The 19,201-nt window shown below is 38.4% G+C and carries 16 protein-coding genes and 2 pseudogenes; 17 read left to right on the top strand and 1 reads right to left on the bottom strand.

The genetic code is table 11. The annotated features are described in order from the left end of the window. The first annotated feature begins 599 nt into the window (after positions 1–599). From FYJ25_RS13795 to FYJ25_RS13730, 14 genes and pseudogenes are all read left to right on the top strand, one after another. Entirely contained in the window at positions 600–797 is a 198-nt protein-coding gene (locus tag FYJ25_RS13795) for a helix-turn-helix transcriptional regulator (protein WP_154431027.1), read from the top strand. Continuing rightward, a pseudogene (locus FYJ25_RS13790) lies at positions 797–1,564 on the top strand (tyrosine-type recombinase/integrase); the annotation flags it as partial. The gene FYJ25_RS13795 and the pseudogene FYJ25_RS13790, both read left to right, overlap by 1 nt. Beyond that, positions 1,560–2,003, top strand: a pseudogene (locus FYJ25_RS15185) (VapE domain-containing protein); the annotation flags it as partial. The pseudogenes FYJ25_RS13790 and FYJ25_RS15185, both read left to right, overlap by 5 nt. A 368-nt stretch (positions 2,004–2,371) precedes the next feature. Next, positions 2,372–3,301, top strand: coding sequence for a ParM/StbA family protein (locus FYJ25_RS13780; protein ID WP_154581544.1), 930 nt, complete (start codon positions 2,372–2,374; stop codon positions 3,299–3,301). Positions 3,302–3,383: 82 nt separating this feature from the next. Further along, a complete protein-coding gene (locus FYJ25_RS13775; RefSeq protein ID WP_154581543.1) occupies positions 3,384–3,695 on the top strand; it encodes a hypothetical protein in 312 nt (103 codons plus the stop codon). Between the two features lie 312 nt (positions 3,696–4,007). Then, positions 4,008–5,327, top strand: a complete 1,320-nt coding sequence (locus FYJ25_RS13770; protein ID WP_167513837.1) for a plasmid recombination protein — start codon at positions 4,008–4,010, stop codon at positions 5,325–5,327. Positions 5,328–5,477: 150 nt separating this feature from the next. Next, entirely contained in the window at positions 5,478–5,870 is a 393-nt protein-coding gene (locus FYJ25_RS13765) for a hypothetical protein (protein WP_154581541.1), read from the top strand. Positions 5,871–6,037: 167 nt separating this feature from the next. Then, positions 6,038–6,472 carry a MarR family winged helix-turn-helix transcriptional regulator gene (locus tag FYJ25_RS13760; RefSeq protein WP_154581540.1) on the top strand — a complete coding sequence of 145 codons (435 nt, stop codon included), beginning with the start codon at positions 6,038–6,040 and terminating at the stop codon, positions 6,470–6,472. A gap of 211 nt (positions 6,473–6,683) precedes the next feature. Next, positions 6,684–6,968, top strand: coding sequence for a co-chaperone GroES (gene groES, locus FYJ25_RS13755; protein WP_075681758.1), 285 nt, complete (start codon positions 6,684–6,686; stop codon positions 6,966–6,968). Between the two features lie 46 nt (positions 6,969–7,014). Continuing rightward, on the top strand, positions 7,015–8,628 hold the full coding sequence (groL, locus tag FYJ25_RS13750; protein ID WP_154581539.1) for a chaperonin GroEL: 1,614 nt from the start codon (positions 7,015–7,017) through the stop codon (positions 8,626–8,628). A 73-nt stretch (positions 8,629–8,701) separates the two neighbouring features. Further along, a complete protein-coding gene (locus tag FYJ25_RS13745) occupies positions 8,702–9,208 on the top strand; it encodes a MarR family winged helix-turn-helix transcriptional regulator (RefSeq protein WP_075681754.1) in 507 nt (168 codons plus the stop codon). Then, positions 9,186–10,523, top strand: a complete 1,338-nt coding sequence (locus FYJ25_RS13740; protein ID WP_154431022.1) for a citrate/2-methylcitrate synthase — start codon at positions 9,186–9,188, stop codon at positions 10,521–10,523. Before FYJ25_RS13745 ends, FYJ25_RS13740 begins: the two co-directional genes overlap by 23 nt. A gap of 365 nt (positions 10,524–10,888) precedes the next feature. Beyond that, entirely contained in the window at positions 10,889–11,173 is a 285-nt protein-coding gene (locus tag FYJ25_RS13735; RefSeq protein WP_154431021.1) for a type II toxin-antitoxin system RelB/DinJ family antitoxin, read from the top strand. Then, entirely contained in the window at positions 11,158–11,439 is a 282-nt protein-coding gene (locus FYJ25_RS13730) for a type II toxin-antitoxin system YafQ family toxin (protein ID WP_154496864.1), read from the top strand. Before FYJ25_RS13735 ends, FYJ25_RS13730 begins: the two co-directional genes overlap by 16 nt. Before the next feature lie 661 nt (positions 11,440–12,100). Here FYJ25_RS13730 and FYJ25_RS13725 read toward each other — a convergent pair. Further along, a complete protein-coding gene (locus FYJ25_RS13725) occupies positions 12,101–12,964 on the bottom strand; it encodes an AraC family transcriptional regulator (RefSeq protein WP_117982594.1) in 864 nt (287 codons plus the stop codon). A gap of 199 nt (positions 12,965–13,163) precedes the next feature. Here FYJ25_RS13725 and FYJ25_RS13720 point away from each other — a divergent pair, with 199 nt between their 5' ends. The 3 genes from FYJ25_RS13720 to FYJ25_RS13710 all read left to right on the top strand — a co-directional run bounded on the left by FYJ25_RS13720 (position 13,164) and on the right by FYJ25_RS13710 (position 18,919). After that, positions 13,164–16,202: a glycoside hydrolase family 2 TIM barrel-domain containing protein gene (locus FYJ25_RS13720; RefSeq protein WP_154581538.1), complete on the top strand. Its 3,039-nt coding sequence runs from the start codon at positions 13,164–13,166 to the stop codon at positions 16,200–16,202. Between the two features lie 167 nt (positions 16,203–16,369). Then, the gene (locus FYJ25_RS13715; protein WP_147608767.1) at positions 16,370–17,767 is read left to right on the top strand and encodes an MFS transporter; all 1,398 of its coding nucleotides are present in this window, start codon (positions 16,370–16,372) and stop codon (positions 17,765–17,767) included. A gap of 351 nt (positions 17,768–18,118) precedes the next feature. Then, positions 18,119–18,919 carry a helix-turn-helix transcriptional regulator gene (locus tag FYJ25_RS13710; protein WP_154581537.1) on the top strand — a complete coding sequence of 267 codons (801 nt, stop codon included), beginning with the start codon at positions 18,119–18,121 and terminating at the stop codon, positions 18,917–18,919. The last annotated feature ends 282 nt before the right edge of the window (positions 18,920–19,201 follow it).

Here is a 19,201-nt window from a genome sequence, read left to right as displayed (position 1 = left end):
GCTTATTAAAGTGCGCCTAAAATGTCCGGTTATCCACTTTTTATTCCAGGATTCGTGCTAAGCACGAATCCTTCCCTGTTTAAGTTCAAGATTGCGAACGAGCATCGCGAGTTTCGCAATTACCTATAAGAAAAATAAACCAGATTTCTCCGAAATCTGACCCCATTCAGAATCCGCCCTGCGGGCTACTTCCTCATGTGGTTTACGTGTCTAAACAATACAGGTAGAGATGCAAGCATCACACCTGTATTTGTTTGACACTGTTTATTTTAACATATTTGTTTAGTGCACTCAAGAACAAATTAAACAAAAAAGTTTAATTATTCACTTGACTTTAACAAAATTGTTTAGTATTATAGATTTCACAAAGACTTAAACAAATTAGTTTAAGATAAAAACTGAATGATCGTCTGAGACATGATTATGACTCCGGAAAAGTATGCGATGATCGAAAGGGAGCGTATGGAGGGAGCGGAAACGGCGCAGTCCAAAACAGTCAATTAGGCTAATGAAACCAGAGGTTACCCGCCAGGAAAGTGTCAAAGGGAAACGACAAGTATCACAATAACAGATTTAAGAAAAGGAAGGTAAGAAGGATTATGGAAAAAATGTTTTTAAGAGTTTCAGATGTGGAAGAGATTTTAGGAGTATCAGAAAGTTATGCTTATAAGCTGATCAGAAAGCTTAACAAAGAAATGCAGGATCTGGGATTTCAGACCATACAGGGAAGAATTGATACAAAATTCTTCTATGAGCATTTTTATCAGACTCAGAATTATGAGAGGAGGGATGCATAATGCCGGTTTATAAGAATGATAGGAATGGCACCTGGTATGCGATGGTGCGATACAAGGACTGGACGGGACAGAATAAACAGAAGTGCCAGAGAGGTTTTGCCACAAGGCGTGAAGCTTTAGAATGGGAGGCTCAGTTCAAGTTGCAAAAGACCGCTGATATTGATATGACACTGGAAGCTTTCTATGAATTATATGAGCAGGATGTCAGACCGAGGCTCAAGGAAAATACATGGCTGACAAAGCAGGTAATTATCGAAAAGAAGATTCTTCCTTATTTAGGAAAACGGAAACTGTCAGAGATCACGGCAAAGGATGTGATTGACTGGCAGAATACAATGATGAAGCTGAAAAAGCCAAATGGGGAGCCATTATCACAATGTTACCTGAAAACAATTCATGCGGAACTGAGTGCTTTATTCAATCATGCAGCAAAATATTATCAGCTGAATATAAATCCTGCAAGAAATGCCGGATGTATGGGACAGGAGGAAAACAAGGAAATGTCATTCTGGACAAAGGAAGAGTACCTGAAATTTGCAGAAGCCATAATGGATCGTCCGATTTCCTATTATGCTTTTGAAATTCTTTACTGGTGTGGAATCCGTGAAGGAGAACTGCTTGCGCTTACTCCCGCAGACTTTGATTTTGATAAAGCAGTATTACGCATCAACAAATCATATCAGAGAATTCATGGTGAGGATGTGGTCACGACTCCTAAAACGAAGAAAAGTAATCGTATGATCAAGATGCCGAAATTCTTATGCAAAAACGGTAGAAGAGATCAAAGCTTTCTTAAGCAGACCTAAGGATAATTACAAGATTCCTTATGAAACACATCCTGAGGATAGACCAAGACAATGTGTCTTTGTCGGTACAAGCAATACGCTTGATTTTCTTCCATTGGACAGAACCGGGAATCGAAGATTTGCTCCCATTATGGTTCATCCGGAACGAGTGAAAAAGCATATTCTTGAGGACGAGCATGAGTCCCATGAGTACATTGAACAGCTTTGGGCGGAGATGATGGATTTCTACTATAAGCATAAGAACTACAAACTGAAACTCTCAAAGGATATGGAAGAATACCTGAAAGTAATGCAGAAGGAATTCATGCCTGAGGATACCAAAGTGGGACAGATTCAGGAGTGGCTTGATGATTGTTCGGAAGATTATGTGTGTACACTTATGATTTACAGGGAAGCACTGAAGCTGGAAAAGAAATGAACCAAGTGGCGGTTATATAAAGGTACCGGATGATACAGAACTGCCATTTCAATAAAAAAGTTTTTTTTAGCCTGTTTACAAATTTCGTTTACAAGCCGGTGTAAACATGACCGTAAACGCATCTGTTTACAGAAGAATGTTGAATTTTAGCGGTTTTCGAGCTTTGTAAACAAAGTAAACAGGAAAAAATCAAAAGACAAAAAAATGGAAAATATTGTAAACGCGCTCTGTAAACAGGAGCAGATTTTTAAGAAAGAAAGTGTGAAAAAACCATATATGGTAGTTTTTTCACACAGCAAATTTGTGCAAAGCACAAATTCGCAGAATTTAAAGAAAGGCATGGTAATTATATGGAAGGATTTAACATTAACGGAAAAATATTAATTGGAATTGATCATGGATATGGAAATATGAAAACCCGTCACACAGTATTCAAGAGTGGCGTTAAGTGCTATGCATCGGAACTGGCAATCGCATCTAATGTATTGGAGTATGATGGTAAGTATTATGTGATTGGAGAGAACCATAAGGTATTCATTGCCAATAAAAATGAGGATGATGGTTATTATATTCTTACCCTGGCTGCAATTGCAAAGGAACTTGCTTTTAGAAATATCAGTACGGCGGACGTGCTTCTTGCAGTCGGTCTTCCTCTGAACTGGCTTTCTAACCAGAGACAGGGTTTCAAAGATTATCTGATGAGAAATTCCGAGGTGGATTTCAAATTCTGCAATGAAAGCTATCATATCAGAATATGTGATGTTGCTGTCTACCCTCAGGGATATGCCGGTATTGTTGCTTCGATGCCATTATATAAAGGAGTACATATGCTTGCTGATATCGGCAATGGCACGATGAATACACTGGTAATTACAAACGGCAGAGCGATGTCAGACCGGATGTATACTGACAAGCTTGGCGTGCATCAGTGTGTAAAGCGCATTTATAACGCTGTACAGGCTGAATGCGGAAAGCTGCCGGATGAGAGCCTGATTGAAGATTTCCTTAGAAACGGAACAGCCGATACATCCAATCGCATCTTATCAGTGATGCAGACTGAGGCAGAAAAATACACTGTAGAAATTTTTGATAAGCTCAGCGAATATGAGTATGATCCGGAGATGGTCAAGCTTCACATCATTGGTGGCGGAGGATGTCTTATCAGAAACTTTGGGACATATGATACAGACAGTGTGGAAATCATTTCAGATATATGTGCTACTGCAAAGGGATATGAGAGCCTGTATATGACACAAGTGAGAATGAGAAAGGGAGCGTAAGCTCTCTTTTCTACATTATAGGTAAATGTTTATGAAGGATAAAAGGATAAGCCTCAGATTTCGGGCTGACAACGAAAGGGATATGGAAACATGGAAAATGCTTGAAGAAATGGCGCAAAAGAAAAATGCATCGAAGAACTCAGTTGCTATTGAACTGATTTTATCAGGTTCAACGAAAAGGAATGCTGATGATGTACTTGCGGAGCGTATTGCTGAATTGGTTGCAGATAAGCTTACAAATAAGCTGACAATGCAGACAGGCAGTAGCGTATCAAATGGAGCTATTGTTTCAGGTGATGGAAGGGACGAGGATCATGATGAAACAAAGTCCCAATCAGACGAACCGGAATTGCTCGGGGAGGATGCACTCGATTTCCTCGATCTATTTGGATAGGCATCACAATGATGCCAAACGGATATATGTGGCATAAAAATGATGCCACATTTTAAGGAAAGCGAAGCAGGTCATATCGAAGCCGATGTACTTTTGCAAGATATGACCTGTGTACCTGCCAACAGTTTTTATCGTTGGCGAGAAGCTCTCCGCAGGAGTCCCTCGGAAGAGCGACTTATGTTTTGATGCGAAGTGTCAAAACTAATAAAAAATTACTCTTGGAAAGAGTAACAGAACCCCGGCGGTATGCGCCGGGAACCCGCTTAGGCGGGCATAGTGAAAAAGAATGGTTTTAGAAGGGAGAAAATGCCTATGGGAAAAACAATTTCATTTGTAAAAGGAAAAGGGAGCATATCCCATAATAATAGAGATTTTATTGCGGAAAATGTAGATCGTAATCGAACTGCATGGAATGTGGAGTATATTAAGCAGCCAATCAGAGAAGCTTATAATCAGCTCTTTGGTGAAGCGATAGCAGAATATAATGCAAAGCAGAAACGAAAGGACCGGCAGGTTACGGATTATTTGAAGGACATAAAGAATTCCGGAAATGGAGAGAAACAATTTTATGAGATTGTTGTACAGATTGGAAAAAAGGATGATACAGGTGTCCTGGATTCAGAGGGAAATCTATCTGTGGACGCAAAAGCAGCAAGTGAAATATTAGATGAATATGCCAGAAGTTTTCAGGAACGAAATCCGAATCTGTATTTGTTTAATGCGGTTCTCCACATGGATGAAGCAACACCACATTTGCATCTTGATTATATTCCTGTAGCACATGGATATAAAACAAAGATGCATACAAGAAATAGTCTTACAAAGGCTTTACAGGAAATGGGGATTGCTCCGGCTGTCTCAAAGACAGATAATGAGACAACTCATTGGCAGGAAAGAGAACGTGAATATTTAAAAGGATTGTGTTTGGAGCGGGGGATTGAGGTAGAAATCCTTGGAGTAAAACGTGATAATTACACAATTCCCGAATATAAGGTAGCTATGCGGGCTACAGAGGAATTGACGGCAGAACTTGAAATCTTAAATGCCGAAAAACAGGAAGCTGAGAGTGTGATTGCATCAGTAGGTGCTGAAATTGCAGATGCAAGGGAAGAAGTTGAAGAAAGCAAAAAGCATCTTGATGAAATAAATGAGCAAATCGAAGACAGGGAAAAACGCTATGCAGTATATGAAAAGAAAATTGATAAAGTATTGGCTGCTGGAAAGCCTGTTGCAAAGGAACTTGCGGTGATTCGTAAGAATGCAAAACAGCTTCCCTCTATTCTTGGAAGTGAGCCATCAGTCAAAATTTCTGAGAAAGATTTCAACCGTCTTATTGATATGGCGCAGGCACCAGGGACTTTGGAAAAATTAAATGAAATCTATGATCGGGAACTGGAACACATGCAGGGGATAATTGATGACCTAATGGTTCAAGTGAAAACATGGAAGGATAAAGTACTGCAATATGATAAGTTCTTTAATGTAAAAGGATTAGTGGAAGAGTTCAAGGAATTTGTAAGGCCGAAGTCTATAAAAGAGCGGATGGAGGCTAAGCAGAAGGTTGTTGAAAAACAGAAATGCGAACAGGTAGTGAATTCTACAGCGAGGAGGGAAAAGGACATTGCAATATAAATATCAATGTCTGTTCGATGAGGGGATTTAGGGTAGCCTTGTTTAGAAATTAGTCATCATAGCAACGAGGATGAGTTAAAGGAATTATTCATTAAGGCAGCCAACAAGTTATTTTCTGAAAGAGATGAGATTCTTGCTAACACCAAAGTTATGATGGAAATGGTCTGTGAGACGGATTCACTTGACAGGAATTTACAGGATAGCATCACAGAACTTAATATCATCTCGGAGCAGATGCAGATTGCCATTGCAGAGAACAGCCGTGTGGCATTAGACCAAGATGAGTATGAAAAACGCTATGCCGAACTTACGGCAAGGTATGAAAAGTCAAAAGCTAAGTATGATGACATCGCCGAGCAGATAGAAAGCAAGAAGGCGAAGAGAGAATTGTTCAAAGGGTTCATTCGCACTTTGGAGAAGCAGGACGGCTTAACCTGCGAGTTCGATGCCGGGATTTGGAGCAGCCTTGTGCAGGAAGTGGTTGTAAAAGCTAAGGATGATATAAGATTCATATTCAAGAATGGATTTGAAGTAAGAGTATAGAAATAGGATTTGATGGCACTCGGGCAGTCAAATACTGGGGTGGTTTATGTGGAAAAAATGTAGGCGATATGATATGATAAATGATAAGATGTCCCATGAAAAAAATTTTGATGGATTAATTTGATATTTTGTAAAAAGAGTAAAAACAAAATAGGAGTGAAATTTTGATGAATATTGAAAAAAATTTGAGAGGTGGAAAGTTTAATCGTCTTCTTGAAAAAGCTATGGTTGATGTAAAAAATAAGACAAACCTAAACAGATTGGAACTGGAAGTTGTTTATTTGCTATCTCATTATGATGATATAACAACATTGACGGATATATGTCGGTACACGCAGATGAATAAAGGTCATATGTCTACTACTTTAGAGAATCTTGTTAAACAAGGATACATTGTATGCAAAAGAGATGATAAAGATCGTAGATATGTGAAATATGAGCTGGCTGATGCGTCGGAACATCTTTGTCAGGAAATGGAGATTCTCTGGGCAGAGTTAACCGCCAAGGTGGTGGAAGGAATTGATGAAAGTTCTTTGGCGGTATTTAACCGGGTGTCTGAGCAGATTAGTCATAATATAGACAGATTGTTGGAGAATGACTAGGAATTGTTACACCGAGTAATCGGTGTGCAATTTTTTTATTTCTTTTGAAAAAATGGGTTGACATAGGTTTTTTATGTGCTATAATCCTTTTTAAACAAACAGTTTGGAAACAAACTGCTTATATATGCTTCATATGAAGCATATATTTTTTACAAAATAAGTAGCACTCAATACAAGAGAGTGCTAACAATAAAGAAAAGAGGTAATGATTATGCAGTTAAAACCATTAGGAGAGCGTGTTGTTTTAAAACAGCAGGAAGCAGAAGAAAAAACCCAGTCCGGAATTATATTACCGGATAGTGCAAAAGAAAAGCCACAGACAGCTGTTGTCATTGCAGTAGGACCTGGAAGTGAAAAGAATGGAAAGAAAACAGAAATGCAGGTAAAAGAAGGCGACCGTGTGATTTATTCTCAGTATTCCGGTACAGATGTTAAGTTGGAGGATGAGGAATATATCATCGTAAATCAGTCCGATATTATTGCAATTGTGGAGTAGTAAAATAAAAATACAGTTATTTTATATGTAGAAAGAAGGAATTAACATGGCAAAGGAAATTTTGTTTGATATCGATGCAAGAAAAAAGATGGAAGCAGGCGTTGATAAGCTGGCAGATACAGTAAAGGTGACAATCGGACCTAAGGGACGTAACGTTGTATTGGATAAATCTTACGGAACTCCTTTGATTACGAACGATGGTGTTACGATTGCAAAGGAGATTGAACTGGAAGATCCTTATGAGAATATGGGTGCACAACTTGTGAAAGAGGTCGCAACCAAAACGAATGACATTGCAGGAGACGGCACGACAACGGCAACTGTTTTGGCACAGGCTCTAGTAGGCGAGGGTATGAAAAATATAGCAGCAGGTGCAAATCCAATTATTTTGCGAAAAGGAATGAAGAAAGCAGCAGATACAACTATTGAAGCACTGGTTAAAATGAGCAAGCCTGTAACCGGAAAAGATCACATTGCAAAGGTTGCTGCAATATCTGCAGGTAATGATGAAGTCGGAACAATGATTGCCGATGCAATGGAAAAGGTTGGAGAGAATGGCGTCATCACAATAGAAGAATCAAAGACGATGCAGACAGAGATAGAGGTTGTAGAGGGAATGCAGTTTGACAACGGTTATTTATCTGCTTACATGTGTGATGATAAAGAAAAGATGATAGCTAATATGAATCATCCATACATTTTGATTACGGACAAAAAGATATCTAATATAAAGGATATTCTTCCTATATTGGAGCAGGTAATGCAGCAGGGAAGAGAAATGCTGATTATTGCAGATGACGTAGAGGGTGAAGCACTTACAACACTAATCGTAAACAGGTTGAGAGGCACACTCAAGGTCGTAGCTGTAAAGGCACCGGGGTATGGTGATGGTCGTAAGGAGATGTTAAAGGATATTGCAATTCTGACAGGTGGACAGGCAGTACTCGATGACCTTGGCATGCAATTAAAGGATATCACAGTTGATATGCTTGGACAGACTAAATCAGTTAAAGTAACAAAGGAACATACAACCATCGTGGATGGCGAGGGCAAGAAACAGGACATTGAAGAAAGAATCGCAATGATTAAGAGACAGGCTGCAGATGCTTCTGAGTACGACAGGGATAAGCTGGTAGACCGGGTGGCTAAGCTCGGCGGTGGTGTTGCAGTTATTAAGATTGGAGCCGCAACTGAAACAGAGATGAAGGAAGCTAAGTATCGTATAGAGGATGCATTAAATGCCACTAGGGCTGCTGTGTCAGAGGGCATCATCAGTGGCGGCGGATCTGCTTATGTTCACGCACAAAAGGCAGTATATGACATGATATCAAGCATGGAGGGTGATGAGAGAACAGGAGCAGAGATTGTAGCCAAGGCATTGGAGGCTCCGCTTCGTGCCATTGCTGAAAATGCAGGCCTAGAGGGTGCTGTCATCATCAATAAGGTAAAGGAGTCAGATGAGGGCATAGGCTTTGATGCAATTTCTGAACAGTACGTCAATATGGTCGATGCAGGAATTATTGATCCTGTCAAGGTTACAAGAAGTGCACTTTCCAATGCGATTAGTGTGTCATCAACCTTATTAACAACGGAAGCTGCTGTGGCAAATATTAAGGAAACAGCACCTGCAATGCCGGCACAACCGGAAATGGGCTATTAAAATAATCCATTCTCTTTTACGAAGGGAAGTGACAGTTTGTTGCTTCCCTTATTTTAAATAAAGGAGGAGTAATATGGCAGAAACTATAGGAAATACAGATATTATAAAGCTGTCCAACGAATTGATATACCAAAGGCACTTGTTTAACCGGGAGCATAGAAAAGATGTCTTTATGAAAATGAGTATCCCGGAATACATTGCATTACAATATATTGCAATGGAGGAGACATCCGACATTTATTCAGGACGAGTCTATCTGAAGGATTTAGCGGACAAGCTTCAGATGACGATGCGACAGATTTCTAAAATGGTAGAAAAGCTACGAGACGTAGGATATGTATTATGGTCTCATGACGGTAACGGCAGTGAGGGCACCTATGTTACAATTACTGAAAGCGGACGAAGCCTGTTAAGGGCGCAGGAAGAAACACTTAAGAAGTATTACGGGAAGGTGTTCGAAAAGTTTGGAAAGGATAATTTGATTCAGTTACTACAGCTTATGAAGCAGTTGGAAACTATTATGAGCAGTGAGGTGGAGAATCTGGAGGTGAATAGAGATGACAACGGAGCAGATGAATGATTATTTTGAAGAATTGGAAGCAGTTTGTCTGAAAAATGATAACATTGCTCCGCGGTTATTTGAAGAATATGGCGTAAACAAAGGGCTTAGAGATGAAAATGGGAAAGGTGTCCTTACAGGACTTACCAACATATCAAAAATAGTGTCTTCAAAAATTGTTGATAATCAGAAGATTCCCTGCGATGGGGAATTGTGGTACCGGGGCTATCGAGTGGAAGATTTGATTCATTGTTTAGGACAAAATGAGTTTGGATTTGAAAAAATAGCATATCTTCTTTTGATGGGAAAACTGCCTGATGAAAGAGAGAAGGAAGACTTCGATAGAATTATTGGAGAGTGTAGGACATTGCCAACCAATTTTACAAGGGATGTCATTATGAAAGCACCTTCGGAGGATGTCATGAATTCCATGACCCGAAGTATTCTTACCCTGGCATCTTATGATAAAAAGGTAAAAGAACCAAGTGTCAGCAATTCGCTGCGTCAGTGCATCCAGCTCATCAGTGAGTTCCCATTGTTGGCAGTATATGGATATAATGCTTACAATCATTATGAAAAAAATGAGAGTATGTATATTCATCATCCCGATAAACAGCTTTCCACCGCGGAAAATCTATTGATGCTTCTGCGACCAGACAGGAAATATACCCTTACAGAGGCAAAGGTTTTAGATACGGCACTCATTTTGCATATGGAACATGGAGGAGGTAATAATTCTACATTTACCACAAGAGTCGTTACGTCATCCGGGTCTGACACTTATTCTACGATGGCAGCAGCAATGTGTTCGCTAAAAGGACCAAAACACGGAGGCGCCAACATTAAGGTAATGGAAATGATGGATGATATTAGGGCGCATATAAAGGATTATTCAGATAAGGATGAGATAGAAGCATACTTAAGAAGGATTGTTGATAAAGATGCATTTGACCAAAAGGGCTTAATCTATGGAATGGGACATGCAGTATATTCTATTTCTGATCCGAGGGAGAGAGTATTTAAAGATTATGTAAAACAACTGGCAGAGGAAAAGAAAAGGCAAAAAGATCTTGAATTGTATGAAAACATAGAGATGCTTGCTCCAAAGATCATAGCAGATAAAAGACATATCTATAAAGGTGTCAGTCCCAATGTAGATTTTTATAGTGGATTTGTCTACGATATGCTGGGTATACCGGTAGAACTTTATACAGCCATGTTTGCAGTAGCTAGAATCGTAGGTTGGAGTGCACACAGAATAGAAGAGATGATTTGCACGGATAAAATCATCAGACCAGCATATATGAGTGTTATGGAAGAAAAAAGACTCAGTTAGAGAGCTTTCTAACCAAGATTTCAGATGGTGTAATAATAAAATAATGCGTCAGCATATACATAAAATTAAAGAGCAGCAGACTTCATGGGGGTGTTCATTTGAACACCCTTTTTGCTGTCTAAAGGGTTCATCGTTGAATTGTATCATTTTCTTTGTCCCAACGAAATGATATGGACATCCAACAAAAGAAATCCTAAAATAATAGGTGCTACATTAAGGAATGTTAATGAGTATTGGAAAACAGAATAATACATTTGGATTACAATGTAAACCTAAATATTGACAAATGATGGTTTTCTTCATATAATAGGTATTAAGAAATGAGTATATACTATAGGCAAATGTGTTATATGGGAGGTGTTCAAATGGCTACAGTACCTACTCAGGTAAGAATTGATGAAAATTTAAAAAAGCAGGCTACAGAGCTCTTTTCGCAGTTAGGAATGGATATGTCCAGCGCAATGAATATATTCCTCAGACAGTGTGTTATGAGAGGTGGTCTTCCATTTGATGTAGTAGTTCCACAATATAAGCCAGAGGTTATTGAGGCTATGGAAGAAGCGAAAAGAATTAGCAAGGATCCTAAAACAAAGAGATACAGTAGCTTTTCTGATGCCATGGAGGACCTTGATGGATGCAGTATGAATTGATACTTACTGGCAAATTTAAGAAAAGCTTGAAATTAGCTAGGAAGAGAGGCCTTGATATATCTCTTTTAGAGGATATCGTCACTATGCTTCAGAATAATATTCCTTTAGAAGAAAAGTATAGAGACCATGAATTAAAAGGAAAATACCAAGGATTTAGAGAGTGCCACATTCAACCGGATTGGCTACTAATATATTTAAAAGAAGATGGTATTCTGACATTGACCTTGGTCGATACAGGAACACATGCAGATCTATTTAACATGTGATAACATAATACTGATAACAATTTGATAACATTAGCTCATACAGCACATGTGATTGGTGCAGATGAAACCAAATGGAGTCAAATCATAACAGAACGCCTTAACAAAAATGTTTAAGACAAGGATTAAGTTAGGGAGTTTGAGTAGCGGACTAAATTGCGAAAAAGCCCATAAATAAAGGCTTTGCGGGCTGTCTGGATGTTCCAGTGGAGTGCAAATGGAGTTAAAAAATATTTTTTTCTTTGTTTTCTTTCCGGAGTTATCTGAGATTTTCGCAAAAAGTAACTATGCTCAGAAAATATAATTAGTGTGAATATGAAGAACAGTTTGTTTTGATGGAAAATTTTCCGTCAGGGCAGACTGTTTTTTTATACCCTTTTTCAATGATATAAACTCCATGGTTCGGTGATAACACATATGGAAACTGTAAAATTAAGATGATTTACTAAATTTCGGAAAATAATGTCCGATTTTGCATCTGCCAGTACAGAGTATATGAAGAGATAAATATTCAAAATACAGGAGGTACTGATTATACATAGATACAGATAATGAGTATATGTATTATTATTCGGCTGAGTTTGTAAAATAAGAATAGCAAAAGTGAGAAGAGGATATTACAAATCATTGTTTTGATAATTCGGTGGTATCCTCTTTGTGGATTTCAGAATTTGTTTCTCAGTTTTCGGTATTCTCTCGGCGAATATCCTTTCAACTTGTGAAAAAGCCGACTGAAATAAAGCTGGTTATCATATCCGACAATCTTAGAAATCTCATTGATGGAATAAGTTGTTGTTTCAAGTAACATCTGAGCATTGTTGATGCGGATTCCCACAATGAATTGCATTGGTGTAGAACCGGTATATTTTTTGAAATTTCGGATAAACCAGCTGACACTCATGCCTCGTGAGGCAGCATAATCATCAATATGGATATTTTGATTGTAGTTTTCATTGAAAAAGGTAACAGCATTATCCATCTCATGATCAAGATATTCATTTTTTAATATGTGCTCTCTTGTCAGTTCCCGGTGGAAACTGATCAGAAGATGACGTAGCAAAAGGACAAGCATTTCCTCATAATTGTCTTGACAGCGTTGGAGCTCGATAATGATACGTTTGAAAATTTGTTCATATTCATTAGATGTACCCACTTGAAAGACACGTTCTTTATCCGGAAACCCATATTGACGTAAGATATTTTTCACATTGCTTCCTGTGAAGTGAATCCAGTATACTTCTGTCTTATCTTCTCCGTAATATTCATATTTTTGGAGTTCTTTCGGTCTGTACAGTACAATGTTGCCAGCTGGAACAATCGTTTCATTATTTACATTATCAAAATGAAAATGCCCACAACCAGCAGTGATATATATAATCTGATAATCCAGACGACCCCTTGGACGGTAGGTCGGAAGTTTGGGATGTCTGGAAAGACGGTAAGTACCACAGCTACCGACAATCAGCGGACGACTTTTGTCTTTGAAATCCATATGTGAGTGGTTCAAATAACCGGTGTTCAAATACATAGGACAGCACCTCTTTTCGTACTTTTTATCATTGTATCATTTAGTGCATATTTTGTCTAATCCAATTCATAGACATATTTTGCGAATTAGGATAAGCTATATATAGCATAACTAAGGAACGTAAACAAAAAGTAAAGTATAAGGTTTGCTTTAGGAAAACAAAGAACAAAAAAGTATATGTATTGGAGGAGAGCTATTTATGATCGTACCACGTTATTATGAAAATCTAAGCGTACTGCACGAAAACACAATGCCAGCCAGAGCCTATTATATTCCGGCATCCAGAAGAATGGATAACTTGGTGGAACACAGAGAAGAATCAGATCGTATGCAGTTATTGAATGGAACTTGGAAATTCCAGTATTTTAACAGCATCTATGACATTCAGGATTCTTTCTTTGAGAAGAATTATGATACAGAAAATTTTGATGGGATTCAGGTTCCAAGTGTATGGCAGATGGCTGGATATGATACACACCAGTATACAAACATCCGGTATCCATTTCCGTTTGATCCACCATATGTGCCACAGGACATTCCGTGTGGAGCCTATGTACATACTTTTGAGTACAGTAGAGATGAGAAAGCGCCAAAATCTTTTTTGAACTTTGAAGGAGTAGACAGTTGCTTTTACGTATGGATCAATGGATCTTACATAGGATACAGCCAGGTTTCGCATATGACTAGTGAGTTTGATGTTACCGATGTACTTCAGGATGGAACGAATACGGTGGCAGTGTTGGTAATGAAGTGGTGTGATGGTTCCTATTTGGAAGATCAGGACAAATTCCGTATGAGTGGTATTTTCCGGGATGTGTACATTTTGAAACGCCCAAAACAGGCAATCAGTGATTATCATATTAAAACAAGAATTGAGGATATGCTTGCGAAAGTAGAAATTGAAATGAAATTCTACTCTCCGTTAAATGTAAAAATTTCGATTGAAGATAGAAACGGAGCAGTTGTAGCACTAGGAAGTATTGCTGAAGAAGGAACAGCTGTATTAGAAATCGCAAGTCCGGAACTTTGGGATACAGAAAATCCATATCTATATAAACTGATTCTTGAAACAGAGAATGAAGTAATTGTAGATCACATTGCATTAAGAAAGATAGAGATTAAAGACCAGGTTATTTATTTAAATGGACAGAAGATTAAATTCCGTGGTGTCAATCGACATGATTCTGATCCGGTTACTGGATTTACAATCAATCCGGAACAGATTACAATCGATCTTACGTTAATGAAGCAGCATAATTTTAATGCGATCCGTTCCAGCCACTATCCGAACGCACCATTTTTCTATGAAATGTGTGACAAGTATGGATTCATGGTAATAGATGAAGCAGATATTGAAGCTCATGGTCCATTTATGCTCTACAGAAAAGAAGACACTGATTACAATCGGTTCAAACGATGGAATGAGAAGATTGCAGATGATCCGGTATGGGAAGAGGCAATCGTTGATCGCGTAAAACTCATGGTGGAACGTGACAAAAACCGTTTCTGTATTGTTATGTGGTCAATGGGAAATGAGAGTGCTTATGGCTGCAACTTTGAAAAAGCACTGGAATGGACAAAGAATTTTGATCCAGACCGTATCACACAATATGAGAGTGCAAGATACCGTAATTATGATGAAACATATGATTACAGCAATCTGGATGTGTACAGCCGGATGTACCCAGCGCTTTCTGAAATTCAGGAATATCTGGATAAAGATGGAAGCAAACCCTTCCTTTTGGTAGAGTACTGTCACAGCATGGGAAACGGACCTGGAGATTTTGAAGATTACTTCCAGATGATTCAGGATAATGATAAAATGTGCGGCGGCTTTGTCTGGGAATGGTGTGACCATGCGATTGCTCATGGAACTGCTGAGAATGGAAAGACTATATATGCTTATGGGGGCGACCATGGCGAAGAAATTCATGATGGCAACTTCTGTATGGATGGATTAGTATATCCGGACAGAACGGTACATACAGGACTTTTGGAATACAAGAATGTTTATCGCCCGGCAAGAGTTATTTCCTATAACAAAGAAAGCGGAGAACTGGTGCTTCATAACTACATGGATTTTGATGACTTGAAAGATTATGTGAAGATTAGTTATGAGCTGACACAGGATGGTCTTGTGATTAGCAAAGGCATACTTCCGGAGTTTTCTGTGGCACCACACGGGGAAGGAAAAACAAACCTGAAGATCAATGTTCCAGAGAATGGGAAATGTTATTTAAAACTTATTTACCATCTGAAAAAAGAATTGCCACTGTTGGATGAAGACCATATTCTTGGATTTGATGAAATTGAGGTAAGTAAAGAGGATACAAAATGTAAACTTGCAGAGAAATGGATACCAAAAACAGTAGTGGACTCTGAATTACAGGTAAATGAAAATGATACACAGATTCATATCAAGGGGCGTGAATTTGCTTATACCATAGACAAACGTACTGCACTCTTTACAGAGATGAAATTCGCAGGGCGGGAATACTTGAACCATCCGATGGAATTAAATATTTGGAGAGCTCCAACAGATAACGATATGTACATCAAGTCTGAATGGAAGAAAGCCCACTATGATAAGGCTTACACAAGAGCCTATACGACAGAGGTTGTGCAGGGAAAACATGGTGTGAAGATTACAAGCCATGCTTCCGTTGTGGCAGAGACAGTACAGAAGATTCTTGATGTGACGATTACATGGAAAATAGAAGCTGCTGGAAAGATTGATGCAGATATTGCAGTAACAAAAGACGATGAATTCCCGGATCTTCCGAGATTTGGTGTGAGGATGTTCCTGGATAAAAAACTTTCAGCTGTAAGATACTTTGGAATGGGACCACAGGAAAGTTATTGTGATAAACATCAGGCTGCGAGCCACGGTTTGTACCGGGCAGATGTAGGGGATTTACATGAGGACTATATCCGTCCACAGGAAAATGGAAGCCATTATGATTGTGAATATGTAGAGCTTAACAACAGCCGATATGGAATTGTGGCATCCGCAGAAAAGGCATTTTCATTCAATGCTTCTTATTATACACAGGAAGAACTTGAGAAGAAAACGCATAATTATGAATTAATAGAATCAGATAGTGTAGTATTCTGTGTTGACTACGCATTAAATGGCATTGGTTCTAATAGTTGTGGTCCAGTTGTATTGGAGCAGTACCGATTTGATGATGTATTATTCCGGTTTCAGTTTACACTGATACCGTATGTAAAGGGATAATAAAGTTTCATGTAACCCGTAAACAAGGAAAGAGAGTCTGATTGTAATGTAAAGTCCGGATATACAGAGCAATCAGACAAAATCGGAGAAAAAAACAGAATTAGATATCATACGGTTAGCCATATTGAGATTCTAAGTGCGATGAAGATGAGGAGCAAAGAAATTCGATGGAAGAAAAAAAGTATTTGAAATGGTATAACAAAATTGGATACGGATCAGGTGATATTGCAGGTAATGTAGTCTATGCGTTCCTGACATCTTTTATGATGGTCTATCTGACGGACTCGGTAGGACTTGCTGCAGGTGTCGTGGGTACCCTGATTGCCGTATCAAAACTATTTGATGGTTTTACGGATATATTTTTTGGATCAATGATTGACAAAACACACAGTAAAATGGGAAAAGCGAAACCCTGGATGCTATACGGATATATTGGTTGTGCCATTACGCTGGTCGGCTGCTTTGCAATACCGGTGAGTTTGGGAACAACGGCTAAATATGCATGGTTCTTTATTTCTTATACACTGTTAAATGGTGGGTTTTATACAGCAAACAATATTGCTTATTCAGCACTTACGTCACTGATTACAAAGAACAGCAAAGAGCGTGTACAGATGGGATCTTACCGTTTTATTTTTGCATTTTCAACAAGTCTTCTGATTCAGGCGATTACAGTTGGATTTGTAGATAAATGTGGTGGAGATGCTGCGGCATGGAGAACGGTTGCTATTATCTATGCAATCATTGGTCTGGTCGTAAATACGATTTCAGCACTTTCTGTTAAGGAACTTCCGGAGGAAGAACTTAATGAAGGAGAAGTAAAGAATGATAATGAAAAGTATGGAATGGTACAGGCATTCAAGCTTCTTGTCAAAAACAAATATTACATGATGATTTGTGGAACATATATTTTACAGCAGTTATATGGTGCCATGATTGGAGCTGGCATTTATTACATGACATGGGTACTGAAAAATAAGAATTTGTTTGGACAATTTGCATGGGCAGTAAATATTCCACTGATCATTGCCCTGATTTTCACACCGACATTAGTTGGTAAGTGGAAAGGTATGTATAAACTGAACTTAAGAGGTTACGTCTTAGCAGTCATCGGTAGAGCCCTTGTTGTTGTTGCCGGATATATGGGCAGTGTTCCGCTGATGATGGCATTTACAGCTCTTGCAGCCTTAGGTCAGGGACCATGGCAGGGAGATATGAATGCAGTTATCGCATCTTGCTCTGAATACACTTATCTTACGCAGGGAAAGAGAATTGACGGAACGATGTACTCTTGTACTTCTCTTGGTGTAAAAATCGGTGGAGGTATTGGAACCGCTGTTGTTGGATGGATGCTTGAGTTCAGTGGATATGTCGGAACAAATGCAACTCAGCCACAGTCTGCACTTGATATGATGCAGTTCATGTATCTTTGGCTTCCGTTAATCTTTGATGTATTGATTATGTTTGTACTTTCAAGAATGAATGTAGAAGATGCAAATAAAAAACTGAAAGCAGAAAAAGGAATTGCTGCAGATGAAGTAACAGATGCATTAGACATAAATTAGAATTGACAGGAGAAAGCGTTGTCTGGTCGTTGCTCGATGAGACAGTGCTTTTTTCTATATATAAAGTGATAGAACTGTATTTTGAAAATAAAAAAGGACCACTTCATTTTTGTGAAATGGCCTTAAGAAAATATTCAGTTTTCACAAAATAGTCCTTTTAGTATTTATACATGGTAAGGATGCTCAAAATATTCAGTGTAGAATACTAAAAGGTCATTCAGATATTTTTTTAGGTTGCTCATTTGCAATTCCTCCTTTCCTTATTTACAAGTTGATTATAAGATAGGTGTAAAAGGATTGCTTGCCAAATCGAAAGAAGATATAGACAAATGTTGCAAAGGGGAGTATTTCATGCAGTTAAAATATGTTGACACAAAAGAGGAGATTATAGCAATAAATAGGAAGTCAAAACATATTGAACCACATCTTCATAATGCACTGGAGATCGTTTGTGTAACAAGTGGATCATTAGAACTTGGTGTCGGACAGGAACTATACCATATGGAAAAAGGAGATATAGGCTTTGTATTTCCAGATGTTATTCATCACTATCAGGTACTGACACCCGGTGTAAATAAAGCGACTTATCTGATTGCATCGCCATTTACGATAGCCAAATTTGCAGATATCATGCAATCCATGGCTCCTGAATACCCAATCATCAAAGCGAAAAAGGTTGAACCGGAGGTATATAGGGTTATAAATGCAATTTTAGAGACAGAACAGTCGGATATTACTGTTGCACAGGCATATCTTCAAATTGTGTTGGCACGCTGCATAGGAAAATTAAATTTGGTAGAAAAGAGCAGTGTGGGGAGCAACGATCTTATTTACCAGACAGTTTCCTATATATCAGCAAATTTCAAGAAGAAGTTTTCGTTGGAAGAGATGGCAAAAGACCTGGGCGTGGGCAAATATGTTTTATCCAGACTCTTTTCCAAGACATTCCATAGAAACTTTAATCAATATCTTAACGATGCAAGGCTGAACTATGCATGCCATCGTTTGGAAAATACGAGTGATTCTATTACAAATATTTGTCTGGATAGTGGATTTGAAAGTCAGAGAACGTTTAACCGAGTATTTAAAGAAAGATATAAAATATCACCAAGTGATTATCGAAGTACTTGTGTGAAAGAGATGTTGTCATAAAAGGTTCTGTTGATCGAAATATTTACTTTGATTTTACAGTGCTATGTATTTGATTTCATGTGTGGATGATATACTTTAAGGTTGTATTTCCGTCTGTTATGACGATTGTATCTATGATCCATAATTCACCTCAAAACATTGATTTTCACCAATTGTTATTATATAATATATATAGTGAAATATCTACGAAAGGAGTACATCTATGGAACAGATAACTATTACAGCTAAAATTCAAATAGTCGCAACGGAAACGGATAAAGTTTTGCTTGATGAAACTATGTC

Origin of the sequence: Anaerobutyricum soehngenii, from assembly GCF_009697165.1 — a bacterium.
In the GTDB taxonomy this organism is placed as follows: Bacteria; Bacillota; Clostridia; order Lachnospirales; family Lachnospiraceae; genus Anaerobutyricum; species Anaerobutyricum soehngenii.
The sequence above is the reverse complement of the archived record's forward strand: the minus strand, read 5'-3'. Positions and strand labels throughout refer to the sequence as shown.